The 25030-nt window shown below is 55.0% G+C and carries 19 protein-coding genes, 4 tRNA genes and 2 rRNA genes; 18 read left to right on the top strand and 7 right to left on the bottom strand.

Features of this window, described 5'->3' with window-relative positions; translation table 11 throughout:
• Positions 1-43 precede the first annotated feature (43 nt).
• The 6 genes from ACQG2G_RS21780 (at position 44) to ACQG2G_RS21755 (ending at position 3819) form a co-directional block, all read left to right on the top strand.
• Positions 44-120 (top strand) — tRNA-Ile (locus tag ACQG2G_RS21780).
• A 107-nt stretch (positions 121-227) separates the two neighbouring features.
• A tRNA-Ala gene (locus ACQG2G_RS21775) sits at positions 228-303 on the top strand.
• Between the two features lie 170 nt (positions 304-473).
• Positions 474-3376: ribosomal RNA gene (locus ACQG2G_RS21770) — 23S ribosomal RNA — on the top strand.
• 66 nt (positions 3377-3442) lie between these two features.
• Positions 3443-3558: ribosomal RNA gene (gene rrf, locus ACQG2G_RS21765) — 5S ribosomal RNA — on the top strand.
• 55 nt (positions 3559-3613) lie between these two features.
• Positions 3614-3690: transfer RNA gene (locus tag ACQG2G_RS21760), tRNA-Asp, on the top strand.
• Between the two features lie 53 nt (positions 3691-3743).
• Positions 3744-3819: transfer RNA gene (locus tag ACQG2G_RS21755), tRNA-Trp, on the top strand.
• 103 nt (positions 3820-3922) lie between these two features.
• On the opposite strand, the gene hdfR is transcribed toward ACQG2G_RS21755, so the two are convergent.
• Positions 3923-4744, bottom strand: a complete 822-nt coding sequence (gene hdfR, locus ACQG2G_RS21750; RefSeq protein WP_020685959.1) for an HTH-type transcriptional regulator HdfR — start codon at positions 4742-4744, stop codon at positions 3923-3925.
• A gap of 118 nt (positions 4745-4862) precedes the next feature.
• On the opposite strand from hdfR, the gene ACQG2G_RS21745 reads away from it, so the two are divergent.
• Positions 4863-5201, top strand: a complete 339-nt coding sequence (locus ACQG2G_RS21745; protein WP_013099290.1) for a DUF413 domain-containing protein — start codon at positions 4863-4865, stop codon at positions 5199-5201.
• Between the two features lie 32 nt (positions 5202-5233).
• Here ACQG2G_RS21745 and ACQG2G_RS21740 read toward each other — a convergent pair whose 3' ends face one another.
• Positions 5234-6754: a YifB family Mg chelatase-like AAA ATPase gene (locus ACQG2G_RS21740; RefSeq protein WP_061771720.1), complete on the bottom strand. Its 1521-nt coding sequence runs from the start codon at positions 6752-6754 to the stop codon at positions 5234-5236.
• A 342-nt stretch (positions 6755-7096) separates the two neighbouring features.
• Between ACQG2G_RS21740 and ilvL the strand changes: the two genes are divergently transcribed.
• The 7 genes from ilvL (at position 7097) to ilvA (ending at position 13647) form a co-directional block, all read left to right on the top strand.
• A complete protein-coding gene (gene ilvL / locus ACQG2G_RS21735; RefSeq protein WP_023620831.1) occupies positions 7097-7195 on the top strand; it encodes an ilv operon leader peptide in 99 nt (32 codons plus the stop codon).
• Positions 7196-7281: 86 nt separating this feature from the next.
• Entirely contained in the window at positions 7282-7332 is a 51-nt protein-coding gene (ilvX, locus tag ACQG2G_RS21730) for a peptide IlvX (RefSeq protein ID WP_102046757.1), read from the top strand.
• Between the two features lie 2 nt (positions 7333-7334).
• Positions 7335-8981 carry an acetolactate synthase 2 catalytic subunit gene (gene ilvG, locus ACQG2G_RS21725; protein ID WP_061771721.1) on the top strand — a complete coding sequence of 549 codons (1647 nt, stop codon included), beginning with the start codon at positions 7335-7337 and terminating at the stop codon, positions 8979-8981.
• Positions 8978-9241, top strand: coding sequence for an acetolactate synthase 2 small subunit (ilvM, locus tag ACQG2G_RS21720; protein ID WP_003860184.1), 264 nt, complete (start codon positions 8978-8980; stop codon positions 9239-9241). The genes ilvG and ilvM overlap by 4 nt, the downstream gene beginning before the upstream one ends.
• A gap of 18 nt (positions 9242-9259) precedes the next feature.
• Positions 9260-10189 (top strand): branched-chain-amino-acid transaminase, encoded by a 930-nt coding sequence (gene ilvE, locus ACQG2G_RS21715; protein ID WP_013099287.1) that lies wholly within the window; start codon positions 9260-9262, stop codon positions 10187-10189.
• Positions 10190-10249: 60 nt separating this feature from the next.
• On the top strand, positions 10250-12100 hold the full coding sequence (gene ilvD, locus ACQG2G_RS21710; RefSeq protein ID WP_013099286.1) for a dihydroxy-acid dehydratase: 1851 nt from the start codon (positions 10250-10252) through the stop codon (positions 12098-12100).
• A 2-nt stretch (positions 12101-12102) separates the two neighbouring features.
• Positions 12103-13647 carry a threonine ammonia-lyase, biosynthetic gene (gene ilvA / locus ACQG2G_RS21705; protein WP_014833732.1) on the top strand — a complete coding sequence of 515 codons (1545 nt, stop codon included), beginning with the start codon at positions 12103-12105 and terminating at the stop codon, positions 13645-13647.
• Positions 13648-13692: 45 nt separating this feature from the next.
• On the opposite strand, the gene ilvY is transcribed toward ilvA, so the two are convergent.
• On the bottom strand, positions 13693-14583 hold the full coding sequence (ilvY, locus tag ACQG2G_RS21700; RefSeq protein ID WP_013099284.1) for an HTH-type transcriptional activator IlvY: 891 nt from the start codon (positions 14581-14583) through the stop codon (positions 13693-13695).
• A 152-nt stretch (positions 14584-14735) separates the two neighbouring features.
• Here ilvY and ilvC point away from each other — a divergent pair, with 152 nt between their 5' ends.
• Entirely contained in the window at positions 14736-16211 is a 1476-nt protein-coding gene (gene ilvC, locus ACQG2G_RS21695) for a ketol-acid reductoisomerase (RefSeq protein ID WP_061772819.1), read from the top strand.
• A 95-nt stretch (positions 16212-16306) separates the two neighbouring features.
• Here ilvC and ACQG2G_RS21690 read toward each other — a convergent pair whose 3' ends face one another.
• Complete coding sequence (locus ACQG2G_RS21690; protein WP_426722954.1) at positions 16307-17449, bottom strand: IS481 family transposase; 1143 nt, start codon at positions 17447-17449, stop codon at positions 16307-16309.
• A 145-nt stretch (positions 17450-17594) separates the two neighbouring features.
• The gene (ppiC, locus tag ACQG2G_RS21685) at positions 17595-17876 is read right to left on the bottom strand and encodes a peptidylprolyl isomerase PpiC (RefSeq protein WP_061771450.1); all 282 of its coding nucleotides are present in this window, start codon (positions 17874-17876) and stop codon (positions 17595-17597) included.
• Positions 17877-17961: 85 nt separating this feature from the next.
• Here ppiC and rep point away from each other — a divergent pair, with 85 nt between their 5' ends.
• Complete coding sequence (gene rep, locus ACQG2G_RS21680) at positions 17962-19986, top strand: DNA helicase Rep (RefSeq protein WP_013099281.1); 2025 nt, start codon at positions 17962-17964, stop codon at positions 19984-19986.
• A 51-nt stretch (positions 19987-20037) separates the two neighbouring features.
• Here the strand turns inward: rep and gppA are convergent, their stop codons facing one another.
• Both gppA and rhlB read right to left on the bottom strand, forming a co-directional pair.
• A complete protein-coding gene (gppA, locus tag ACQG2G_RS21675; RefSeq protein ID WP_013099280.1) occupies positions 20038-21522 on the bottom strand; it encodes a guanosine-5'-triphosphate,3'-diphosphate diphosphatase in 1485 nt (494 codons plus the stop codon).
• A 6-nt stretch (positions 21523-21528) separates the two neighbouring features.
• Positions 21529-22794 carry an ATP-dependent RNA helicase RhlB gene (rhlB, locus tag ACQG2G_RS21670; protein WP_013099279.1) on the bottom strand — a complete coding sequence of 422 codons (1266 nt, stop codon included), beginning with the start codon at positions 22792-22794 and terminating at the stop codon, positions 21529-21531.
• Between the two features lie 144 nt (positions 22795-22938).
• Between rhlB and trxA the strand changes: the two genes are divergently transcribed.
• On the top strand, positions 22939-23268 hold the full coding sequence (gene trxA / locus ACQG2G_RS21665; RefSeq protein WP_004386384.1) for a thioredoxin TrxA: 330 nt from the start codon (positions 22939-22941) through the stop codon (positions 23266-23268).
• 340 nt (positions 23269-23608) lie between these two features.
• A complete protein-coding gene (gene rho, locus ACQG2G_RS21660; protein ID WP_001054528.1) occupies positions 23609-24868 on the top strand; it encodes a transcription termination factor Rho in 1260 nt (419 codons plus the stop codon).
• The last annotated feature ends 162 nt before the right edge of the window (positions 24869-25030 follow it).

Raw genomic sequence — 25030 nt, 5'->3', positions numbered from 1 at the left:
CACACAGATTGTCTGATGAAAAACAGCAGTAAAAAACCTCTACAGGCTTGTAGCTCAGGTGGTTAGAGCGCACCCCTGATAAGGGTGAGGTCGGTGGTTCAAGTCCACTCAGGCCTACCAAATTTTCCCTGATACTGCGTTGCGGCAACGCTCACATACTGATGTATGCGTCGCGTTACCACGCCTTGTCTCAGGAAAAATTACCGGTACAGAGGTTTGCAAACGATGGGGCTATAGCTCAGCTGGGAGAGCGCCTGCTTTGCACGCAGGAGGTCTGCGGTTCGATCCCGCATAGCTCCACCATCTTTTACTGCGAACACAAGAAAACTTCAGAGTGAACCTGAAAAGGTGCACTGCGAAGTTTTGCTCTTTAAAAATCTGGATCAAGCTGAAAATTGAAACGACACACAGTTAATGTGTGTTCGAGTCTCTCAAATTTTCGCAATCAGAAGTGAAACATCTTCGGGTTGTGAGGTTAAGCGACTAAGCGTACACGGTGGATGCCCTGGCAGTCAGAGGCGATGAAGGACGTGCTAATCTGCGAAAAGCGCCGGCGAGGTGATATGAACCCTTGACCCGGCGATGTCCGAATGGGGAAACCCAGTGCAATCCGTTGCACTATCGTTAACTGAATACATAGGTTAACGAGGCGAACCGGGGGAACTGAAACATCTAAGTACCCCGAGGAAAAGAAATCAACCGAGATTCCCCCAGTAGCGGCGAGCGAACGGGGAGCAGCCCAGAGTCTGAATCAGCTTGTGTGTTAGTGGAAGCGTCTGGAAAGTCGCACGGTACAGGGTGATAGTCCCGTACACGAAAGCACACAGGCTGTGAACTCGAAGAGTAGGGCGGGACACGTGGTATCCTGTCTGAATATGGGGGGACCATCCTCCAAGGCTAAATACTCCTGACTGACCGATAGTGAACCAGTACCGTGAGGGAAAGGCGAAAAGAACCCCGGCGAGGGGAGTGAAAAAGAACCTGAAACCGTGTACGTACAAGCAGTGGGAGCACCTTCGGGTGTGACTGCGTACCTTTTGTATAATGGGTCAGCGACTTATATTCTGTAGCAAGGTTAACCGTATAGGGGAGCCGAAGGGAAACCGAGTCTTAACTGGGCGTTAAGTTGCAGGGTATAGACCCGAAACCCGGTGATCTAGCCATGGGCAGGTTGAAGGTTGGGTAACACTAACTGGAGGACCGAACCGACTAATGTTGAAAAATTAGCGGATGACCTGTGGCTGGGGGTGAAAGGCCAATCAAACCGGGAGATAGCTGGTTCTCCCCGAAAGCTATTTAGGTAGCGCCTCGTGAACTCATCTTCGGGGGTAGAGCACTGTTTCGGCTAGGGGGCCATCCCGGCTTACCAACCCGATGCAAACTACGAATACCGAAGAATGTTATCACGGGAGACACACGGCGGGTGCTAACGTCCGTCGTGAAGAGGGAAACAACCCAGACCGCCAGCTAAGGTCCCAAAGTCATGGTTAAGTGGGAAACGATGTGGGAAGGCCCAGACAGCCAGGATGTTGGCTTAGAAGCAGCCATCATTTAAAGAAAGCGTAATAGCTCACTGGTCGAGTCGGCCTGCGCGGAAGATGTAACGGGGCTAAACCATGCACCGAAGCTGCGGCAGCGACACTCTGTGTTGTTGGGTAGGGGAGCGTTCTGTAAGCCGTTGAAGGTGGCCTGTGAGGGCTGCTGGAGGTATCAGAAGTGCGAATGCTGACATAAGTAACGATAAAGCGGGTGAAAAGCCCGCTCGCCGGAAGACCAAGGGTTCCTGTCCAACGTTAATCGGGGCAGGGTGAGTCGACCCCTAAGGCGAGGCCGAAAGGCGTAGTCGATGGGAAACAGGTTAATATTCCTGTACTTGGTGTTACTGCGAAGGGGGGACGGAGAAGGCTATGTTAGCCGGGCGACGGTTGTCCCGGTTTAAGCATGTAGGCGGAGGTTCCAGGTAAATCCGGTACCTTTTAACGCTGAGGTGTGATGACGAGGCACTACGGTGCTGAAGTAACAAATGCCCTGCTTCCAGGAAAAGCCTCTAAGCATCAGGTAACATCAAATCGTACCCCAAACCGACACAGGTGGTCAGGTAGAGAATACCAAGGCGCTTGAGAGAACTCGGGTGAAGGAACTAGGCAAAATGGTGCCGTAACTTCGGGAGAAGGCACGCTGATATGTAGGTGAAGCCCCTGCGGGTGGAGCTGAAATCAGTCGAAGATACCAGCTGGCTGCAACTGTTTATTAAAAACACAGCACTGTGCAAACACGAAAGTGGACGTATACGGTGTGACGCCTGCCCGGTGCCGGAAGGTTAATTGATGGGGTTAGCGGCAACGCGAAGCTCTTGATCGAAGCCCCGGTAAACGGCGGCCGTAACTATAACGGTCCTAAGGTAGCGAAATTCCTTGTCGGGTAAGTTCCGACCTGCACGAATGGCGTAATGATGGCCAGGCTGTCTCCACCCGAGACTCAGTGAAATTGAACTCGCTGTGAAGATGCAGTGTACCCGCGGCAAGACGGAAAGACCCCGTGAACCTTTACTATAGCTTGACACTGAACACTGGTCCTTGATGTGTAGGATAGGTGGGAGGCTTTGAAGCGTGGACGCCAGTCTGCGTGGAGCCATCCTTGAAATACCACCCTTTAATGGCTGGTGTTCTAACGTAGACCCGTAATCCGGGTTGCGGACAGTGTCTGGTGGGTAGTTTGACTGGGGCGGTCTCCTCCCAAAGAGTAACGGAGGAGCACGAAGGTTAGCTAATCCTGGTCGGACATCAGGAGGTTAGTGCAATGGCATAAGCTAGCTTGACTGCGAGAGTGACGGCTCGAGCAGGTGCGAAAGCAGGTCATAGTGATCCGGTGGTTCTGAATGGAAGGGCCATCGCTCAACGGATAAAAGGTACTCCGGGGATAACAGGCTGATACCGCCCAAGAGTTCATATCGACGGCGGTGTTTGGCACCTCGATGTCGGCTCATCACATCCTGGGGCTGAAGTAGGTCCCAAGGGTATGGCTGTTCGCCATTTAAAGTGGTACGCGAGCTGGGTTTAGAACGTCGTGAGACAGTTCGGTCCCTATCTGCCGTGGGCGCTGGAGAATTGAGGGGGGCTGCTCCTAGTACGAGAGGACCGGAGTGGACGCATCACTGGTGTTCGGGTTGTCATGCCAATGGCACTGCCCGGTAGCTAAATGCGGAAGAGATAAGTGCTGAAAGCATCTAAGCACGAAACTTGCCCCGAGATGAGTTCTCCCTGAGACTTAAAGTCTCCTGAAGGAACGTTGAAGACGACGACGTTGATAGGTCGGGTGTGTAAGCGCAGCGATGCGTTGAGCTAACCGATACTAATGAACCGTGAGGCTTAACCTTACAACGCCGAAGATGTTTTGGCGAAGAGAGACGATTTTCAGCCTTGATACAGATTAACAGAATTTGCCTGGCGGCTTTAGCGCGGTGGTCCCACCTGACCCCATGCCGAACTCAGAAGTGAAACGCCGTAGCGCCGATGGTAGTGTGGGGTCTCCCCATGTGAGAGTAGGGAACTGCCAGGCATCAAATTAAGTAGTAAGCCGGTGCATAAATCCGGTGGTTACAGCAGTCTTCGGTGGAGCGGTAGTTCAGTCGGTTAGAATACCTGCCTGTCACGCAGGGGGTCGCGGGTTCGAGTCCCGTCCGTTCCGCCACTTATTAAGACATTAAGCCTGCCTTATCGGCAGGCTTAATGGCAAAAAACTTTAGGGGCGTAGCTCAGTTGGTAGAGCACCGGTCTCCAAAACCGGGTGTCGCGAGTTCGAGTCTCTCCGCCCCTGCCATATAGAATCCTTTGCTTCGGCAAAGGATTTTTTTTTGCCTTCAACATGGCCAAAATCCCTTCCTAATCAAAAACTGCAGCCAGCTATTATGCTGGCTGGTCAATCATTCCATAATATTGATTTTTAATAGATCTTTTATCTGCGATTGCTTATCGCTGTTCTGCAGCCAGATTGCATACAGCGGCCTGGAAAGCGTAGTGGAATCCAGTACGGTATGGAGTCCCGGTTTACTGTCTGCCCAGCAAACGGGTAACCACGTGCAGCCCTTTAGCAAGGAAAGCTGTTGGCAGGCGATCTCCGCTGAGCTGGTTGTTAGCTGTGGAACATCGTCAGGGGCGATCAAACCGGTTTCATGCTGTTGAAAATCGGGGCCCCATTCAAGCCGCAGATAGGTTAGATCGGACTTCATCATCGCAGGCTCAGAAGCATACAGAGCCAGACCAAACTGCCCAACAATCTGGCTGCTAAATTCGTCCATCTTGGGGGCTTCAGTGGTGATCAGCAGATCAAGCTGGCGCTCGTGAAGTTGCTTAACCAGCGACTGCCGTTGCGCAATTCTGGCCTCAAATTGCAAATGCCCATGCGAATGGTATAACCGCGAAAGCCACTGGCTGAGCATACATTCCCACAGGGAGGCGCTGGCCCCGATCGAGAACTCATTGTGCCTGGACGTATGAGCCACCTCTTTACGGGCCGCCTGCCAGGTATTCATCAACGTTTCTGCATACGGGAGCAGTTTCTCACCGGCCGGCGTTAAGCGGATATTGTTGCGGTGACGGGTAAATAGATTCACACCCAATTGATTTTCCAGCTGTCGAATACGAAAACTGACCGCTGACTGCGTCAGATAGAGGGCTTCAGCTGCTCGCCCGAAGTGGCGTGTCCTGCTCACTTCAAGGAAAGTTTTTAGCAATTCCGTATCCACATCTTTCTCCACAAAATTATTTGTCGTTATGATTTAAATGTTTTGTTTTACACTCTGTCAAGCGTAACTAATACTCCGCGCCATAAATAGCTCGGCCAAAGAATTAGGAGCGTGTAGGATGGCGGAAAGCTTTACGACGACTAATCGTTTTTTCGACAATAAAAATTATCCACGCGGGTTCTCTCGTCACGGCGATTTCACCATCAAAGAGGCGCAATTGCTTGAGCGTCATGGTTATGCCTTTAACGAGCTGGATCTGGGTAAACGTGAGCCTGCGACTGAAGACGAAAAACAGTTTGTTGCTGTTTGTCGCGGTGAGCGTGAGCCGCAGTCTGAAGCAGAACGTGTATGGATCAAGTATATGGCACGCATCAAGCGTCCAAAGCGTTTCCATACGCTGTCTGGCGGTAAGCCGCAGATGGAAGGTGCTGAAGACTACACCGAGTCTGACGACTAAGTTGATGAGAAAAGGAGCTTCGGCTCCTTTTTTTATGCCAGTAATTTTTGCAGGTGCAGCAACAACCGATCTATGGCGCGATAGCTCAGCGCTTCCTGCAGATGGTGTCTTTCAATCTCTGGGTCTCCTTCCACATCGGCAATAGTGCGAGCCACTTTCAGCAGGCGCTGCCATGCACGGATCGAGAGCCCAAATCGCGTCAATGTCTCTTCAAGCCAGCAGGCATCCTCAGCCTTAAGATGGCAAAACTGCCGAATCTCAGCATTATCCAGACGCGCATTTAGCTTATGTTGACGAGCGTACTGTCGGGCCTGTGAGGTGATAACCCGTTCGCGAACCTGCGCTGTGCTCTCACCGCGTATCGTTGTCTGGCTGAGCAAACCAGGGGGCGGTAAGGGGATCTCCAGGGATAAATCAAAACGATCGAGGAAAGGGCCTGACAGCTTCCCCAGATAGCGCAGCGTCTGCTCAGGCGTGCAGCGATTATGATTCCCCTGATAATGGCCTGATGGGCTGGGGTTCATGGCAGCAACCAGCTGGAACTGTGCCGGGTAGCTTATTTTGGCGCGCGTGCGGGAGATATGGATCTCGCCAGATTCGATAGGTTCCCGCAGGGCATCCAGTACGCGGCGTTCAAACTCAGGCAGTTCATCAAGGAACAGGATGCCATTGTGTGCCAGCGAGATCTCTCCCGGCCCCGGAATGGAGCCCCCTCCGACCATGGCCGTCAGGGAGGCGCTGTGATGGGGAGAGCGAAAAGGGCGTCGTCGCCACTGTTTTTGCAATGATGCAGAGCTCACCAGACTGAATATCGCTGCGCTTTCAAGTGCCTCATGATTATTGAGTGGCGGCAATAACCCATTCAGCCTGCTCGCCAGCATGGTTTTCCCTGTTCCCGGCGGGCCAATCAGCAACAGGTTATGTCCTCCGGCTGCGGTGATCTCCAGTGCCCGCTTCCCCTGCTCCTGCCCGATAATATCGCTGAGGTCGTCCGGGCTTTCAGGCAGGATATCTCCGGTTTCCTTTGGCTCGGAGAGCGTATGTCGGCCTTCAAGGTGCGCGCAGACTTCCTGTAAATGCCCCGCGACCAGGCACCCTTTCTCGGCAATCAGGCTCACTTCTGAGGCATTTTCATTGGCTACAATAATTTGTCGACCGGCATGAATGGCTTCCAGCGCACCAGAGATGGCGCCAGGAACGCCTCTTAACGCGCCTGTAAGCGCCAGTTCGCCAATGAACTCGTACGAGCCTAGCCTCGCTGTGTTGAGCTGCTCAGAGGCTGCGAGAAGCGCAATAGCGATAGGTAAATCGTATCGTCCGCCCTCCTTGGGCAGATCTGCGGGAGCAAGGTTGATCGTGATCTTCTTTGCGGGAAAGGTATAACCGCTATTGATAATTGCGCTGCGAACCCGATCTCTGGCTTCTTTGACAGTGGTTTCTGGCAGGCCGACAAGCGTTAGCCCAGGGAGCCCATTACTCAGATGAACCTCCACAGAAATAAGCGGTGCCTTTACTCCGATCGCCGCGCGCGTGTAAACAACTGACAGTGACATAAGCACCTCCTCAGTGAGTCACTATGTCAGTATTGATTTTGCCTGTTGAGCGTCAGTTGGCTGATTTACGACGCTCATTCCTGCTTTTTAGCGACATAGTGTAACTATTTTCACTCATTCGGAAGCCCTCTCGCAAAGAGAAGGACGGAACGTTGCAGAGCGCTAAAACACCCCAAAAAAATGAAAAATATTCACTATCTAATTTCCCTATATAAAACAAAGCTTTTCAGGAATATGATTTGCCTGCTAATCAAATCCGTCATAAATAAATCTTGTGTTTGATTTGATAACTGTGATAACTCTTTAGGCATTCCTTCGAACAAGATGCACAAAGAACTGAAAATGACAGCCCTTCTACTAGTGATTAGCCTGGTCGTGATTAGCGTGGTGGTGATTATTATCCCACCGTGCGGGGCTGCACTTGGACGAGGAAAGGCTTAGAAATCAAGCCTTAACGAACTAAGACCCCCGCACCGAAAGGTCCGGGGGTTTTTTTATGACTAAAAAACTTAAACGAGGAGTAGAGAATGACAAATAGCACAAAATTCTGTTTCTCCCGATTTATGACGGGGAACTAACTATGAATGGGGCACAGTGGGTAGTACATGCGTTGCGCGCACAGGGAGTCGAAACCGTCTTTGGTTATCCGGGAGGCGCAATTATGCCGATTTACGATGCACTGTATGACGGCGGCGTGGAACACCTCTTGTGCCGACACGAGCAGGGCGCAGCCATGGCGGCCATTGGCTATGCACGTGCCACCGGTAAAACGGGCGTCTGCATGGCAACGTCTGGACCGGGCGCCACAAACCTGATCACCGGTCTGGCTGACGCGCTGCTCGATTCCGTTCCCGTGGTGGCGATCACCGGCCAGGTGGCCTCACCCTTCATCGGTACTGATGCCTTCCAGGAAGTCGATGTGCTCGGCTTGTCGCTGGCCTGTACCAAACACAGCTTCCTCGTGCAGTCCCTCGAAGAACTGCCAGGCGTGATGGCGGAAGCGTTCCGTATTGCCAGCTCTGGCCGTCCTGGCCCGGTTCTGGTGGATATCCCGAAAGATATTCAGGTCGCACTCGGTGAGCTGGAACCGCACTTCTCCACCGTTGAAAGTGACGACGCGTTCCCACATGCGGAAGTCGAAGAGGCGCGTCGGATGCTGGCGCAGGCAGCCCAGCCGATGCTGTACGTCGGCGGCGGCGTTGGCATGGCACAGGCAGTTCCGGCCCTGCGCGAATTTATCGCGGTAACGCAAATGCCTGCCACCTGCACGCTGAAAGGGTTGGGCGCAGTGGATGCTGACTACCCATACTACCTGGGCATGCTGGGGATGCACGGCACCAAAGCGGCAAACCTGGCGGTGCAGGAGTGTGATTTGCTGATTGCCGTCGGTGCCCGTTTTGACGATCGCGTGACCGGCAAGCTGAATACCTTCGCGCCAAACGCCAAAGTTATCCATATGGATATCGACCCGGCGGAAATGAACAAGCTGCGTCAGGCGCATGTTGCGCTGCAGGGCGATCTCAACACGCTGCTGCCGGCGTTACAGCAGCCTTTGAATATCGGCGAGTGGCGCCAGCACACGGCTGAAATGCGTGCCGAGCACGCCTGGCGTTACGACCATCCGGGTGAGGCCATCTATGCGCCGCTGCTGTTGAAGCAGTTGTCTGACCGTAAACCGGCAGACAGCGTAGTGACGACCGATGTCGGCCAGCACCAGATGTGGTCTGCGCAGCACATGACCTACACCCGCCCGGAAAACTTCATCACCTCCAGCGGATTAGGCACGATGGGCTTCGGCCTGCCTGCCGCGGTGGGTGCTCAGGTTGCCCGTGCAAACGATACGGTCATCTGTATCTCCGGTGACGGCTCCTTCATGATGAACGTTCAGGAGTTGGGCACCGTTAAGCGTAAACAATTGCCGCTGAAGATCGTGTTGCTCGATAACCAGCGTTTAGGGATGGTGCGCCAGTGGCAACAGCTGTTCTTCGAGGAGCGCTACAGCGAAACCACCCTGACTGATAACCCCGATTTCCTCACTCTGGCCAGCGCCTTTGGCATTCCTGGACAGCACATCACCCGTAAAGACCAGGTTGAAGCGGCACTCGACACCATGCTGTCAAGCGAAGGGCCTTACCTGCTTCATGTCTCAATCGACGAGCTTGAGAACGTCTGGCCGTTGGTACCGCCAGGTGCCAGTAACTCACAAATGCTGGAGAAATTATCATGATGCAACATCAGGTCGCCGTTCAGGCTCGCTTCAATCCAGAGACATTAGAGCGCGTTTTGCGCGTGGTCCGTCATCGTGGCTTTCAGATTTGCTCTATGAATATGGAGACGGCCACTGACGCCCAAAATATCAGTATCGAATTAACCGTTGCCAGCCCGCGCCCGGTCGACTTACTGTTTAGTCAATTATCAAAGCTGGTGGATGTTGCCCACGTTGCCATCTGCCAGAGCACAACCACATCACAACAAATCCGCGCCTGAGCGTGACAGGAAGAGAAAATGACGACAAAAAAAGCTGATTACATTTGGTTCAATGGTGAGATGGTTCGTTGGGAGGACGCGAAGGTTCACGTGATGTCCCATGCGCTGCACTACGGTACGTCTGTGTTTGAAGGCATCCGTTGCTACGACTCTCACAAAGGGCCAGTGGTGTTCCGTCATCGTGAACATATGCAGCGTCTGCATGACTCAGCCAAAATTTATCGTTTCCCGGTTTCTCAGAGTGTTGATGAGCTGATGGAAGCCTGCCGCGAGGTGATTCGTAAGAACAACCTGACCAGCGCCTATATTCGTCCGCTGGTCTTCGTGGGTGACGTGGGCATGGGCGTAAACCCGCCGGCCGGTTACACCACTGACGTGATCATTGCTGCGTTCCCGTGGGGGGCGTACCTGGGTGCAGAAGCGCTGGAGCAGGGGATCGACGCAATGGTCTCGTCCTGGAACCGCGTGGCGCCTAATACCATCCCAACTGCGGCCAAGGCGGGCGGTAACTACCTCTCCTCACTGTTGGTCGGCAGCGAAGCGCGCCGCCACGGCTACCAGGAAGGCATCGCGCTGGATGTGAACGGTTATATCTCTGAAGGTGCAGGTGAGAACCTGTTTGAAGTGAAAGACGGTATCCTGTTCACCCCGCCGTTTACCTCTTCAGCCCTGCCGGGTATTACCCGTGACGCCATCATTAAGCTGGCGAAAGATCTGGGTATCGAAGTGCGTGAACAGGTTCTGTCCCGCGAATCCCTGTATCTGGCCGATGAAGTCTTTATGTCCGGTACGGCGGCTGAGATCACGCCGGTTCGCAGTGTAGACGGTATTCAGGTGGGCGCAGGCCGCTGTGGCCCGGTTACCAAACGTATTCAGCAAGCCTTCTTCGGCCTCTTCACCGGCGAAACAGAAGATAAATACGGCTGGTTGGATCAGGTTAATCAATAAGCATAAATATGGGACGGCACGCACCGTCCCATTTAATAGTCAGACGGGAGTAAATAAAGCATGCCTAAGTATCGTTCCGCCACCACCACCCACGGCCGTAACATGGCGGGTGCCCGCGCACTGTGGCGCGCCACCGGGATGACCGACGCAGATTTCGGTAAACCGATTATCGCCGTGGTGAACTCCTTCACCCAGTTTGTGCCGGGCCATGTGCACCTGCGCGATCTCGGCAAACTGGTTGCTGAGCAAATTGAAGCTGCGGGCGGTGTGGCGAAAGAATTCAACACCATTGCGGTGGATGACGGTATCGCGATGGGGCACGGGGGCATGCTCTATTCACTGCCGTCGCGCGAGCTGATTGCCGACTCGGTGGAATACATGGTTAACGCGCACTGTGCGGATGCCATGGTCTGTATCTCCAACTGCGACAAAATCACACCGGGGATGCTGATGGCTTCCCTGCGTCTGAACATTCCGGTAATTTTCGTCTCCGGTGGTCCTATGGAAGCGGGCAAGACCAAGCTTTCTGACAAAATCATCAAGCTCGACCTGGTCGATGCGATGATCCAGGGCGCGGATCCAAAAGTGTCTGACGAGCAGAGTAACCAGGTGGAACGCTCCGCGTGCCCAACCTGCGGCTCCTGTTCCGGAATGTTCACCGCCAACTCCATGAACTGTCTGACCGAAGCACTGGGCCTCTCTCAGCCGGGCAACGGTTCGCTGCTGGCGACGCACGCTGACCGTAAAGCGCTGTTCCTCAACGCCGGTAAGCGCATTGTTGAACTGACCAAACGTTACTACGAGCAGGACGATGCCAGCGCGCTGCCGCGCAACATCGCCAGCAAGGCGGCGTTCGAAAATGCCATGACGCTGGATATCGCCATGGGCGGTTCTACTAACACCGTTTTGCACCTGCTGGCTGCGGCGCAGGAAGCGGAAATCGACTTCACCATGAGCGATATCGATAAGCTGTCCCGCAAAGTGCCGCAACTGTGTAAAGTCGCGCCAAGCACCCAGAAATACCACATGGAAGATGTACACCGTGCGGGTGGCGTCATCGGTATTCTTGGCGAGCTGGATCGCGCCGGGCTGCTGAACCGCGATGTGAAGAACGTTCTCGGTCTGACGTTGCCGCAGACGCTGGATAAATATGACGTGATGCTGACTCAGGATGAGGCGGTGAAAAACATGTTCCGCGCGGGTCCGGCCGGTATTCGTACCACGCAGGCCTTCTCCCAGGATTGTCGCTGGGACACCTTGGATGATGACCGCGCCGAAGGCTGCATTCGTTCGCTGGAGCACGCCTACAGTAAAGATGGCGGTCTGGCCGTGCTGTACGGCAACTTTGCGGAAAACGGCTGCATCGTAAAAACCGCGGGCGTGGATGACAGCATCCTGAAATTCACCGGCCCGGCCAAAGTGTACGAAAGCCAGGACGAGGCGGTAGACGCCATCCTGGGCGGCAAAGTTGTGGAAGGCGACGTGGTGGTCATCCGTTACGAAGGGCCGAAAGGCGGTCCAGGCATGCAGGAGATGCTCTACCCAACCACCTTCCTGAAATCGATGGGCCTCGGTAAAGCCTGTGCGTTGATCACCGACGGACGTTTCTCGGGCGGTACGTCCGGCCTCTCCATCGGCCATGTATCACCGGAAGCGGCGAGCGGCGGCAACATTGCGATCATCGAAGACGGTGACCTGATCGAAATCGACATTCCGAATCGCGGGATCCAGCTCAAGCTGAGCGATCAGGAGATCGCGGCTCGTCGTGAAGCACAGGAAGCGCGCGGCGATAAAGCCTGGACGCCGAAGGACCGCCAGCGTGAAGTCTCCTTCGCCCTGCGCGCTTACGCGAGCCTTGCGACAAGTGCAGACAAAGGCGCGGTACGCGATAAATCGAAACTTGGGGGCTAATGATGGCCGAGTCACAACCCTTATCCGCCGCCCCTGAGGGGGCGGAATATCTCCGGGCAGTGCTACGCGCGCCGGTCTATGAAGCGGTGCAGGTCACCCCGCTGCAGAAAATGGAAAAACTCTCTTCGCGCCTCGACAACGTGATTCTGGTGAAGCGCGAAGACCGTCAGCCGGTGCACAGCTTCAAGCTGCGCGGGGCCTACGCGATGATGGCCGGGTTGACCGACGAGCAAAAAGCACGCGGCGTGATTACCGCGTCGGCGGGCAACCACGCGCAGGGTGTGGCGTTCTCGTCTGCCCGTTTGGGGTTGAAAGCGCTGATCGTGATGCCGGTTGCCACGGCGGATATCAAAGTGGATGCGGTGCGTGGCTTCGGCGGCGAAGTGCTGCTCCACGGCGCTAACTTTGACGAAGCAAAAGCCAAAGCGATCGAGCTGGCGCAGCAGCAGGGCTTTACCTGGGTACCGCCGTTCGACCATCCGATGGTGATTGCAGGACAAGGTACCCTGGCGCTGGAACTGCTGCAGCAGGATGCCCATCTTGACCGCGTTTTTGTTCCGGTGGGCGGCGGTGGCTTAGCCGCAGGCGTGGCGGTGCTGATCAAACAGCTGATGCCGCAGATCAAAGTGATTGCCGTGGAAGCGGAAGATTCAGCCTGCCTGAAGGCCGCGCTGGATGCGGGTCATCCGGTCGATCTTCCGCGCGTTGGGCTATTTGCCGAAGGCGTGGCGGTGAAACGTATTGGCGACGAAACCTTCCGTCTGTGCCAGGAGTATCTTGACGACATCGTCACCGTCGACAGCGATGCGATCTGTGCGGCAATGAAAGATCTCTTCGAGGATGTGCGTGCGGTAGCGGAACCGTCCGGCGCGCTGGCATTGGCTGGAATGAAAAAATACATTGCCCAGCACAACATTCGCGGCGAGCGCCTGGCGCACGTGCTCTCGGGTGCTAACGTCAACTTCCACGGTCTGCGTTACGTTTCTGAACGTTGCGAGCTGGGCGAGCAACGTGAGGCCCTGCTGGCGGTGACCATTCCGGAAGAGAAGGGCAGCTTCCTGAAGTTCTGTCAGCTGCTTGGTGGCCGTTCGGTAACGGAGTTCAACTACCGTTTTGCCGATGCGAAAGACGCCTGTATTTTTGTCGGCGTGCGTTTAAGCCGCGGTCTGGAAGAGCGCAAAGAGATCCTCAACCTGCTGCACGAAGGCGGCTACAGCGTGGTCGATCTCTCTGACGATGAGATGGCGAAACTGCACGTACGTTATATGGTCGGCGGTCGTCCGTCGAAGCCGCTTAAGGAACGTCTCTACAGCTTTGAGTTCCCGGAATCCCCGGGCGCGTTGCTGAAGTTCCTGCATACGCTGGGCACGCACTGGAACATCTCCCTGTTCCACTACCGCAGCCACGGCACCGACTATGGCCGCGTGCTGGCCGCGTTTGAACTGGCCGAGCACGAGCCGGATTTCGAAACGCGACTGAACGAGCTGGGCTATGAGTGCCATGATGAAACCCACAACCCGGCGTTCCGCTTCTTCCTCGCGGGCTAAGGGGAGGTCTGCGTATAGGTCGGGTAAGCGTAGCGCCACCCGACTTTAATGGTTCGGCAATATCTTCCAGAACGCATCAATAAGCGGCTCATGCAGCCGCTTTTTTTGTGCACACACGCCAAGCTCGAACGGTGTCTTTTCGTCGCTGCGCTCCAGAATCATCACGCGATTGCGCACCGGTTCCGGGCTGTTTTCCAGCACCACTTCCGGCAGCAGCGCCACGCCGCAGCCAAGCGCCACCATCGAGACCATCGCCTCGTGTCCACCCACCGTCGCGTAAATCGACGGATTACTGATTTTCTGACGACGGAACCAGAGTTCGATACGGCGTCGCACCGGACCCTGATCGGCCATGATAAACGGCACCGATGACCAGTCCGGCTTTTCCACCGACACCTGATTACGCACCGGGCAGGGTAGCGCCGGGGCGATCAGCACCACCGCCAGATTCTCCAGCATAGAGAACGCCACCGCGCCCGGCAGGGTTTCGGGCTTCCCGGCAATGGCCAGATCGGCTTCGCCTGTGACGACTTTTTCCATGGCATCGGCGGCATCGCCGGTGGTGAGCTTAATTTCAACCGAGGGATGCTCCGCGCGGAAACGGTCAAGGATAGGGGGAAGATGGCTATAGGCGGCCGTTACGGAACAGAAAATATGCAGCTCGCCGGATAAAGACGGCCCTTTCTGATCGATGGCGTGTCGTAGCTGCTGATACTGCAGTAACGTCTGCTGAGCAAAGACCCGCAGCTCTTCGCCCGCTTCCGTGAGGGTAACTGTGCGATTATCCCGCACAAACAGCGGCTGGCCGAGGTCCTCTTCAAGGCGCTGGATCTGGCGCGAAAGCGTGGACGGGCTGACGTGCATAGCCCGGGCGCTACGGCCAAAATGGCGGCTTTCCGCCAGATGCAGGAACATTTTCAGATCGCGTAAATCCACGGATTCCACTCCCCCTTTTTACATTGCAGATATTGCAACGTGACGTTGTGAATATATCAATTTCCGCAATGAATTTCCTGTTGTAATGTGGGTACATTCTCGCTGAAACGCGAACCGAACAATAAGACACACAACATCACGAGGTATCACCCATGGCTAACTACTTTAATACACTGAACTTGCGCCAGCAGCTGGCGCAGCTGGGCAAATGCCGCTTCATGGCGCGCGATGAATTTGCTGATGGCGCGAGCTACCTTCAGGGTAAAAAAGTGGTCATCGTCGGCTGTGGCGCGCAGGGTCTGAACCAGGGCCTGAACATGCGTGACTCCGGGCTGGATATCTCTTACGCCCTGCGCAAAGAAGCAATTGCTGAAAAACGCGCTTCCTGGCGTAAAGCGACCGAAAACGGCTTCAAAGTGGGTACCTACGAAGAGTTGATCCCGCAGGCGGATCTGGTTGTTAACCTGACGCCAGACAAACAGCACTCTGATGTTGTGCGCTCCGTTCAGCCGCTGATGAAAGACGGCGCGGCGCTGGGTTACTCTCACGGCTTCAACATCGTTGAAGTGGGCGAGCAGATCCGTAAAGACATCACCGTAGTGATGGTGGCTCCGAAGTGTCCGGGTACAGAAGTCCGTGAAGAGTACAAGCGTGGTTTCGGCGTGCCGACGCTGATCGCGGTTCACCCGGAAAACGATCCGAAAGGCGAAGGGATGGCGATCGCGAAAGCATGGGCAGCGGCTACCGGTGGCCACCGTGCGGGCGTTCTGGAATCTTCCTTCGTGGCTGAAGTGAAATCTGACCTGATGGGCGAGCAGACCATTCTGTGCGGCATGCTGCAGGCCGGTTCACTGCTGTGCTTCGATAAGCTGGCGGAAGAGGGTACCGACCCGGCATACGCAGAAAAACTGATTCAGTTCGGCTGGGAAACCATCACCGAAGCGCTGAAGCAGGGCGGTATCACGCTGATGATGGATCGTCTGTCCAACCCGGCGAAACTGCGTGCTTTCGCGCTGTCCGAGCAGCTGAAAACCATTATGGCGCCGTTGTTCCAGAAACATATGGACGACATCATCTCCGGCGAGTTCTCTTCCGGCATGATGGCTGACTGGGCGAATGATGATAAGAAACTGCTGACCTGGCGTGAAGAGACCGGTAAGACCGCGTTCGAAACTGCGCCACAGTATGAAGGTAAAATCGGCGAGCAAGAGTACTTCGACAAAGGCGTACTGATGATCGCGATGGTAAAAGCGGGTGTTGAGCTGGCGTTCGAAACCATGGTGGATTCCGGCATCATCGAAGAGTCTGCGTACTACGAATCTCTGCACGAGCTGCCGCTGATCGCGAACACCATCGCCCGTAAGCGTCTGTACGAAATGAACGTGGTTATCTCCGATACCGCTGAGTACGGCAACTACCTGTTCTCTTATGCATGCGTACCGCTGCTGAAAGAATTCATGACCACCCTGCAGCCGGGCGATCTGGGCAAAGCCATTGCGGAAGGTGCGGTAGATAACGCGCAACTGCGCGATGTGAACGAAGCGATTCGCAGCCACCAGATCGAGAAAGTAGGTCACAAACTGCGTGGCTACATGACCGATATGAAACGTATCGCGGTAGCGGGTTAACACCAGGTGCGGGCTGATGCCCTCACCCCGCCCCTCTCCCACTGTACGGTCCGGGGACATGGTAGACAGGTGTTCGGGGACATGGTGAACACTTTTTAACATCCTTTACCCATGGTGATCGACTTTTTCTTCAGGTCGATCACCCCCACTTTTGTGCTGTACCACCACACCTCGTAGCGGCCGTCTTCCTGCATCTCCTTCAGCCCGACCCGTTCTCCCCTGAACGCCTTGCCCGCGCTCAGACTTACCCCTTTCACGCTCAGCTTTCCGCTGATATCCACTTTCCTGACCATCACACCCTCGTCGTATTCCGGGGGCGTTATGTTACCGCTGTACTGCCGTGCAGACGGCTTATACCGCGAGCCCGGTACCGCCATGTCCAGCGCCTCATGCGGGCGTTCAAGGTTATAGACCGTCCGCCAGTGGTCGAAGGCGCGCTGCAGTTCGCCCTCGTTCGCGAACCACTTACCCTGCAGCACCTCCGTCTTCAGGCTGCGGTGAAAACGCTCCAGCTTGCCCTGCGTCTGCGGATGATACGGCCGGGAGTGTCCCACCCGGATACCGTGGCGCATCAGCCACAGCTCCAGCGCCGTCCAGGTGCCGGTGGTGTCTCCCCACGGGGCGCCGTTATCCATCGTCATCTGGTCCGGCAGGCCGTAACGCTCAAACACGCTGACCAGCCGCTGCTGCACGGTCTCACGCCGTTCATCGGTACAGTGCGCCAGGCACAGGGAAAAACGGGAGTGGTCATCCAGCAGGGTGAGCGGATGGCAGCGGCCACCGCCAAAGGGAAAGTGGCCCTTAAAATCCATCTGCCAGAGCCGGTTCGGCGCGTCATGTTCGAACCGCCCCGTGGCGGGAATGCCCGGAGAAGTACCGGGCAGCAGGCCGTGACGGGCCATCAGGTTATGAACGGTGCTGAAGGCGGGCATACGGTGCCCCCGGTCTTCCAGCCAGCGCTTTATCTTGCGTGCGCCCCAGCGTTCATGGCGGTCATGGGCCATACGCAGCAGGGCGGTGATGTCGTCAGATGAGCGGTTCGGGGAATGGTGCGGTATGCGCGGGCGGTCCTGAAGGCCGGAGGCACCTTCCTCCCCCCATCGGCGAAGCCACTTGTAGCCGGTGGCAGGTGAAATGCCGAAGCGACGGCAGAGGGAACGGATGTTCGCCCCGTCCTGCGAGGCGAACAAAACAAACTCAGTACGTAATGACATGGTATCTCTCGCATCCCAGGGCATAAGCGACTCCATAAACGGGTTCTTATGCCTTAGTTGTAAGTGTCTACCATGTCCCCGAACAAGTGTTCACTATGTCCCCGGACCGTACACCCACGGGGAGAGGGTGCAAACATTAAAGGCCTTCTCTTAGAGAAGGCCTTGCTGTTTATTTCCGATACAGCACTTTAATCACGTGGTAGCCGAACTGCGTATGCAGTGGGCCAGTCGGCTCCAGTACCGGGCAGGAGAAGACCACTTTGTCGAACGCCGGAACCATCTGACCCTGACGGAATTCACCTAAGTCACCGCCGCGTTTGCCTGACGGGCAAATGGAGTGCTTCTTCGCCAGCTTGCCGAAGTCGGCGCCGTTTTTGAGCTGTTCCATAAGATCCAGAGCCAGTTTCTCTTCTTTAACAAGGATATGCAGTGCTGCTGCTGTTTTTGCCATGATCGTGCCTTGAGTGGTATGGATTAGGCTCGCTATACTACCACGCTGTTATTCTCCCCTCCTGACTTTCATTGAGTGATCATTTATGCGTTTAAACCCCGGACAACAACAAGCTGTCGAATTTGTCACCGGACCGTGTCTGGTGCTGGCGGGGGCAGGCTCCGGCAAAACGCGTGTGATCACGAACAAAATCGCCCACCTGATCCGCGGCTGCGGCTATCAGGCCCGGCATATCGCTGCGGTGACCTTTACCAACAAAGCGGCGCGCGAAATGAAAGAGCGTGTCGGCCAGACGCTGGGGCGTAAAGAGGCGCGAGGCCTGATGATCTCCACGTTCCACACGCTGGGGCTGGATATCATCAAACGTGAATACGCGGCGCTGGGGATGAAGTCTAACTTCTCGCTCTTCGACGACACCGATCAGGTGGCATTGCTTAAAGAGCTTACCGAGGGGCTGATCGAAGATGACAAAGTGCTGTTGCAGCAGCTGATCTCGACGATCTCCAACTGGAAAAACGATCTGATGACCCCCGCTCAGGCGGCGGCAAGCGCCAAAGGTGAGCGGGATCGGATCTTCGCTCACTGCTACGGTCTGTACGATGCACATATGAAAGCGTGTAACGTGCTGGATTTTGACGATCTGATCCTGCTGCCCACGCTGCTGTTGCAGCGTAATGAAGAGGTGCGTGAACGCTGGCAGAACAAAATCCGCTATCTGCTGGTGGATGAATACCAGGACACCAACACCAGCCAGTATGAACTGGTGAAGCTGCTGGTGGGACAGCGCGCGCGTTTCACCGTGGTAGGCGATGATGACCAGTCTATCTACTCCTGGCGCGGTGCGCGCCCACAAAACCTGGTGCTGCTGAGCAAAGATTTTCCGGCGCTGCAGGTGATCAAGCTGGAACAGAACTACCGCTCATCCGGGCGCATCCTGAAAGCGGCAAATATCCTGATTGCCAATAACCCGCACGTCTTCGAAAAACGCCTTTTCTCGGAACTTGGCTATGGCACGGAGCTCAAAGTACTCAGTGCCAATAATGAAGAGCATGAAGCGGAGCGCGTGACGGGCGAGCTGATTGCGCACCACTTCGTCAATAAAACGGAATATAAAGATTACGCGATCCTGTATCGCGGCAACCACCAGTCGCGCGTCTTTGAAAAGATGCTGATGCAGAACCGCATCCCCTACAAAATTTCCGGCGGAACCTCCTTCTTCTCGCGCCCTGAAATCAAAGATCTGCTGGCCTATCTGCGTGTGCTCACCAACCCGGATGACGACAGCGCCTTTCTGCGTATCGTGAACACGCCGAAACGTGAAATCGGCCCGGCGACGCTGCAAAAGCTCGGTGAATGGGCGATGACGCGCAACAAAAGCCTGTTTACCGCCAGCTTCGATATGGGGCTGAGCCAGACGTTAACCGGGCGCGGTTATGATTCCTTAACCCGCTTTACCCACTGGCTTGGCGAAGTCCAGCGTCTGGCGGAGCGCGAACCGGTTGCTGCCGTTCGCGATCTGATCCACGGCATCGACTACGAGTCCTGGCTGTATGAAACCTCTGCCAGCCCGAAGGCGGCAGAGATGCGCATGAAAAACGTTAACCAGCTGTTCAGCTGGATGACGGAAATGCTGGAAGGCTCAGAAATCGACGAGCCGATGACCCTGACCCAGGTCGTTACCCGCTTTACGCTACGCGACATGATGGAGCGCGGTGAGAGCGAAGAGGAAGCCGATCAGGTTCAACTGATGACGCTGCATGCGTCTAAAGGGCTGGAGTTTCCGTATGTCTACCTGGTCGGCATGGAAGAGGGCTTACTGCCGCACCAGAGCAGCATTGATGAAGATAACGTCGATGAAGAGCGTCGTCTGGCCTACGTGGGCATTACCCGCGCGCAGAAAGAATTAACATTTACGCTGTGTAAAGAGCGCCGTCAGTATGGGGAACTGGTTCGCCCTGAGCCGAGCCGTTTCCTGCTGGAGTTGCCGCAGGATGACCTGATCTGGGAGCAGGAGCGCAAGGTGATTACCGCTGAAGAACGAATGCACAAAGGTCAGGCTAACGTCGCGAACATTCGCGCCATGCTGGCTAAAGCCAAAGAGAAGGGATAAGAATTTGCAGGCCGGGTCAGGCGAAGCCGCCGCCCGGCAATGCACTGCGTGTTACTTCACTTCAAGTGCCCAGTGGACATAGCTCTGCCACTGGCACTCCTGCTCAATCATCTCTGCCCCAAGCGGGTGATTATCAATCCAGTTTTCCGGCAGCGTCAGAGACAGTCTTTCGTCATCCGCCACCAGATGAATATTGGGCAGCAAATCATCGCGACGTCGGCTGGCAAACAGAATTGCCAGACGCAGCAGGCGGCACAGATGCTCGGCCACGCGCGGCGGCACGGCGTTTTGCTGATGTAACGAGGAGAGGTCAACGGCGTTGGTCTGGTTCAGCAGTAACGTTGCCAGCAGTTTCTTTTGTGCCGGCGTGTAGCCCGGTAGATCGAGATTACGCACCAGCCAGGCTGCGTGCAGCGGCGCCTGCTTATACTCGACGCTCAGCCCAATTTCATGCAGCGCGCAGGCACTTAGCAGCAGATCGCGGCTCAACGGGTCAATATCCCAGCTGTTTTTTACCTGATCGGCAAACAGTGATGCCAGCTGACCTACCCGTTGCGCTTGATCGGTATCGACAATAAAGCGACGCTGTACGTTACGCAGGGTTCGGGTGCGGATGTCCTGATCAACCGAAAGATGCAGCATTCCGTAGACCAGCCCTTCACGCAGTGCACCACCGGCCAGCGTCATACACTGGATGTTCAGCTCGGTAAAAATGGCGATCAAAATGGCCAGGCCGCTCGGGAAGACCAGCGCGCGTTCCAGCGTCAGGCCTTCTATTTCCAGCTCTTCCAGGCGACCACATTGAATCGCGCGCTGTTTTAACTGCTGGAGCTTGGTAAGCGTGATCCGCTCGTCCATCCCCTGGGCCATCATGATTTCCTGCAACGCCTGCACGGTACCTGACGCACCCACGCAAACTTTCCAGCCGTGATAGCGCAGTTCGTCCATTACCGGACGTAACACCTCGCGGGCGGCATTTTCCGCTTCGTCGAAGTTCTCTTTACCGAGATTTCGATCGGCAAAGTAGCGCTCAAGCCAGGTCACACAGCCCATCGACAGGCTGAACAGCGAAGTCGCCTGCGCGCCCGTGCCGGTGACGAGCTCGGTGCTGGCACCCCCGATATCGACGACCAGACGGCGATCGTCGCCGCCCGTCGTGTGCGCAACACCCTGATAGATCAGACGTGCTTCTTCTTCACCGCTGATAACCTGAACCGGGCACCCGAGAATTTCCTGCGCTTTGGCAATAAAATCCACGGCATTGACTGCCAGGCGCAGCGTCGCGGTGGCGACAACGGTAATTTGCGAATGGGGGATATCCTGCAGGCGTTCGGCAAAGAGACGCAGACACTGCCAGCCACGTTCCATGGCTTCGGGAGAGAGATAATTATCGCTGCTCAGGCCCGCCGCGAGGCGGACCTTGCGCTTAATGCGCGTCAGCGTTTGTATGCTTCCCGCCACCTCGCGCACAACCAGCATATGAAAACTATTCGAACCGAGATCAATTGCCGCATAAAGCGAGGTGGAGCTGAGCATATTTTCTTAACCTGAACGACGACGATTACGCGGTGCGCCAGAACGACGCGGGCCATTGCCGGAGCGGGCGCGGGTAAGGCGCTTAGGCGGCGGCAGTTCGCTTAACAGCGCATCCGGATTGTATTTACTCTGTGGAATAGAGTGACCAATGTAGGCCTCAATCGCCGGGAGATTCAGCGCATATTCTTCACACGCAAGGCTAATGGAGTGACCGCTTGCACCTGCGCGACCGGTACGACCAATGCGGTGTACGTAGTCTTCGCAGTCATCCGGCAGGTCATAGTTGAAGACGTGCGTGACGGCGGGTATATGCAGACCACGCGCGGCCACGTCGGTTGCGACCAGAATATCGAGATCGCCACGGGTAAATTCGTCGAGAATACGCAGGCGTTTTTTCTGTGCCACATCGCCGGTCAGCAGACCCACACGGTGACCATCCGCAGCCAGATGGCCCCAGATATCTTCACAGCGGTGTTTGGTGTTCGCGAAGATAATGGCGCGATCTGGCCACTCTTCTTCGATCAGCGTTTGCAGCAGACGCATTTTCTCTTCATTGGAAGGATAGAAGAGCTCTTCTTTAATGCGGTGACCTGTTTTCTGCTCCGGCTCCACTTCCACATATTCGGCGTTGTTCATCTGCTCGAACGCCAGCTCGCGTACGCGATAAGAAAGGGTAGCGGAGAACAGCATGTTCAGACGCTGGTTCGCCGGAGGCATGCGACGGAACAGCCAGCGGATGTCTTTGATGAAGCCCAGATCGTACATGCGGTCGGCTTCATCCAGCACCACAACCTGGATTGCGCCGAGGTTAATGTGATTCTGTTTTGCATAATCGATAAGACGGCCAGTGGTACCGATCAGGATATCCACGCCACTTTCCAGCACTTTCAGCTGCTTATCGTAGCCATCGCCGCCGTAAGCCAGGCCAATCTTCAGGCCGGTCGCCTGCGTCAGAGGTTCAGCGTCTGCGTGGATCTGTACCGCCAGTTCTCGCGTCGGAGCCATGATAAGCGCGCGCGGCTGGTTAACTTTGCGGTCTGCAATCGCTGGATGAGAAAGTAAATAATGAAACGTTGACGTTAAAAACGCCATCGTTTTGCCAGTACCGGTTTGCGCCTGCCCTGCTACGTCACGACCGGCCAGCGTCAGCGGCAGGGCGAGAGCCTGAATGGGCGTGCAGTTATGAAACCCTTTATTTTCAAGGGCTTCAATCACTTTTGGGTGCAGGGCGAAGTCGGAAAACTTCTGTTCTGTTAAATGTGTTTTGCTCATAGTGTGGTAGAATATCAGCTTACTATTGCTTTACGAAAGCGTATCCGGTGAAATAAAGTCAACCTTTAGTTGGTTAATGCGACATCAACACGTCGTTGATGAAGGCGAAACCAACGCACCAGGCTTATTCCTGTGGAGTTATATATGAGCGATAAAATTATTCACCTGACTGACGACAGTTTTGACACGGACGTACTTAAGGCTGACGGGCTGACCCTCGTCGATTTCTGGGCTGAATGGTGTGGTCCTTGCAAAATGATCGCCCCGATTCTGGATGAGATCGCTGACGAATATCAGGGCAAACTGACCGTTGCCAAGCTGAACATCGACCAGAACCCGGGTACCGCACCAAAATACGGCATCCGTGGCATCCCGACCCTGCTGCTGTTTAAAAACGGCGAAGTGGCGGCGACCAAAGTGGGCGCACTGTCCAAAGGTCAACTGAAAGAGTTCCTCGACGCTAACCTGGCGTAAGGTTTCTCCGCTGCGCGTCCAGAGGCCAAAATGATGTGCAACTCTGGACGCCCGGCTTAAGTCGTGCTAAGTTAGCTATGACTTCGTTTTAAACATATCTTGTTGTTTGAATCTTGTTTTACCCGAAACTTCCCGTTGTTAACATAAACAGTGCGTGAAGTGGCTAAATTCCGGGCTTGTCACTCAATCCGTCTTGTCGTTTCAGATCTGCGTTCTTTCCCTGTGACCAGACAGCGAACAGACATGAGTTGATGGCCGCTAAACAGGCATGGATGACCCTGCCATACCATTCACAACATTAAGTTCGAGAATCACCCCGAGTTTAAGAACCCACACCATTATGAATCTTACCGAATTAAAGAATACGCCGGTTTCTGAGCTGATCACTCTCGGCGAAAATATGGGACTGGAAAACCAGGCTCGTATGCGCAAGCAGGACATCATTTTCGCCATCCTGAAGCAGCACGCTAAGAGTGGCGAAGATATCTTTGGCGACGGTGTGCTGGAGATATTGCAAGACGGATTTGGTTTCCTCCGCTCTGCAGACAGCTCCTACCTCGCCGGCCCTGACGACATCTACGTATCCCCCAGCCAAATCCGCCGTTTCAACCTCCGCACTGGTGACACCATTTCAGGTAAGATTCGTCCTCCAAAAGAGGGTGAACGCTACTTTGCGCTGTTGAAAGTTAACGAAGTTAACTACGACAAACCGGAAAACTCGCGTAATAAGATCCTCTTCGAGAACTTAACGCCGCTGCATGCGAACTCTCGTCTGCGTATGGAGCGTGGTAACGGTTCTACCGAAGACTTAACCGCGCGCGTGCTGGATCTGGCTTCGCCAATTGGTCGTGGTCAACGTGGTCTGATTGTGGCACCGCCAAAAGCGGGTAAAACCATGCTGCTGCAGAACATCGCGCAGAGCATTGCCTACAACCACCCTGACTGTGTGCTAATGGTACTGCTGATTGACGAACGTCCGGAAGAAGTGACCGAGATGCAGCGTCTGGTGAAAGGTGAAGTTGTGGCGTCGACCTTTGACGAGCCAGCATCCCGTCACGTTCAGGTTGCGGAAATGGTTATTGAGAAGGCGAAACGCCTGGTTGAGCACAAGAAAGACGTTATCATTCTGCTCGACTCCATCACCCGTCTGGCGCGTGCCTACAACACCGTGGTTCCGGCTTCCGGTAAAGTACTGACCGGTGGTGTGGATGCCAACGCCCTGCATCGTCCGAAGCGCTTCTTCGGTGCTGCACGTAATGTGGAAGAGGGCGGTAGCCTGACCATCATCGCGACGGCTCTTATCGATACCGGCTCCAAAATGGACGAAGTGATCTACGAAGAGTTTAAAGGGACAGGTAACATGGAACTGCACCTCTCTCGTAAGATTGCAGAAAAACGTGTCTTCCCGGCTATCGACTACAACCGTTCCGGTACCCGTAAGGAAGAGCTGCTCACCACTCAGGAAGAGCTGCAGAAAATGTGGATCCTGCGCAAAATTATCCACCCAATGGGTGAAATCGACGCAATGGAATTCCTCATTAACAAACTGGCGATGACCAAAACCAACGACGATTTCTTCGACATGATGAAGCGCTCGTAACGCAAATAAAGCCAGTGAACGCCACGTTTTTACGTGGCGTTTTTCTTTTATGGACTATACGCTATTACCACACACTCCCAATTTTGACCGGTCGGTGCGACAATAGGACCGTTTGTACAGTCAAAGAAATAATTGATTGAAAAATATACAAAGGGAGTTGTA

The sequence above is a fragment of the Enterobacter cloacae complex sp. 382A5 genome (assembly GCF_050031095.1).
GTDB classification, from domain to species: Bacteria; Pseudomonadota; Gammaproteobacteria; order Enterobacterales; family Enterobacteriaceae; genus Enterobacter; species Enterobacter cloacae.
The sequence above is the reverse complement of the archived record's forward strand: the minus strand, read 5'-3'. Positions and strand labels throughout refer to the sequence as shown.

Coding starts and splice junctions, on each gene's coding strand:
- ACQG2G_RS21690 (WP_426722954.1), bottom strand. CDS start 17,449: ATGCCCTGGGATGCGAGAGATACCATGTCATTACGTACTGAGTTTGTT.
- ppiC (WP_061771450.1), bottom strand. CDS start 17,876: ATGGCAAAAACAGCAGCAGCACTGCATATCCTTGTTAAAGAAGAGAAA.
- ilvD (WP_013099286.1), top strand. CDS start 10,250: ATGCCTAAGTATCGTTCCGCCACCACCACCCACGGCCGTAACATGGCG.
- rho (WP_001054528.1), top strand. CDS start 23,609: ATGAATCTTACCGAATTAAAGAATACGCCGGTTTCTGAGCTGATCACT.
- gppA (WP_013099280.1), bottom strand. CDS start 21,522: ATGCTCAGCTCCACCTCGCTTTATGCGGCAATTGATCTCGGTTCGAAT.
- rep (WP_013099281.1), top strand. CDS start 17,962: ATGCGTTTAAACCCCGGACAACAACAAGCTGTCGAATTTGTCACCGGA.
- ilvA (WP_014833732.1), top strand. CDS start 12,103: ATGGCCGAGTCACAACCCTTATCCGCCGCCCCTGAGGGGGCGGAATAT.
- ilvM (WP_003860184.1), top strand. CDS start 8,978: ATGATGCAACATCAGGTCGCCGTTCAGGCTCGCTTCAATCCAGAGACA.
- ilvC (WP_061772819.1), top strand. CDS start 14,736: ATGGCTAACTACTTTAATACACTGAACTTGCGCCAGCAGCTGGCGCAG.
- rhlB (WP_013099279.1), bottom strand. CDS start 22,794: ATGAGCAAAACACATTTAACAGAACAGAAGTTTTCCGACTTCGCCCTG.
- ACQG2G_RS21740 (WP_061771720.1), bottom strand. CDS start 6,754: ATGTCACTGTCAGTTGTTTACACGCGCGCGGCGATCGGAGTAAAGGCA.
- ilvE (WP_013099287.1), top strand. CDS start 9,260: ATGACGACAAAAAAAGCTGATTACATTTGGTTCAATGGTGAGATGGTT.
- ilvG (WP_061771721.1), top strand. CDS start 7,335: ATGAATGGGGCACAGTGGGTAGTACATGCGTTGCGCGCACAGGGAGTC.
- ilvL (WP_023620831.1), top strand. CDS start 7,097: ATGACAGCCCTTCTACTAGTGATTAGCCTGGTCGTGATTAGCGTGGTG.
- ACQG2G_RS21745 (WP_013099290.1), top strand. CDS start 4,863: ATGGCGGAAAGCTTTACGACGACTAATCGTTTTTTCGACAATAAAAAT.
- trxA (WP_004386384.1), top strand. CDS start 22,939: ATGAGCGATAAAATTATTCACCTGACTGACGACAGTTTTGACACGGAC.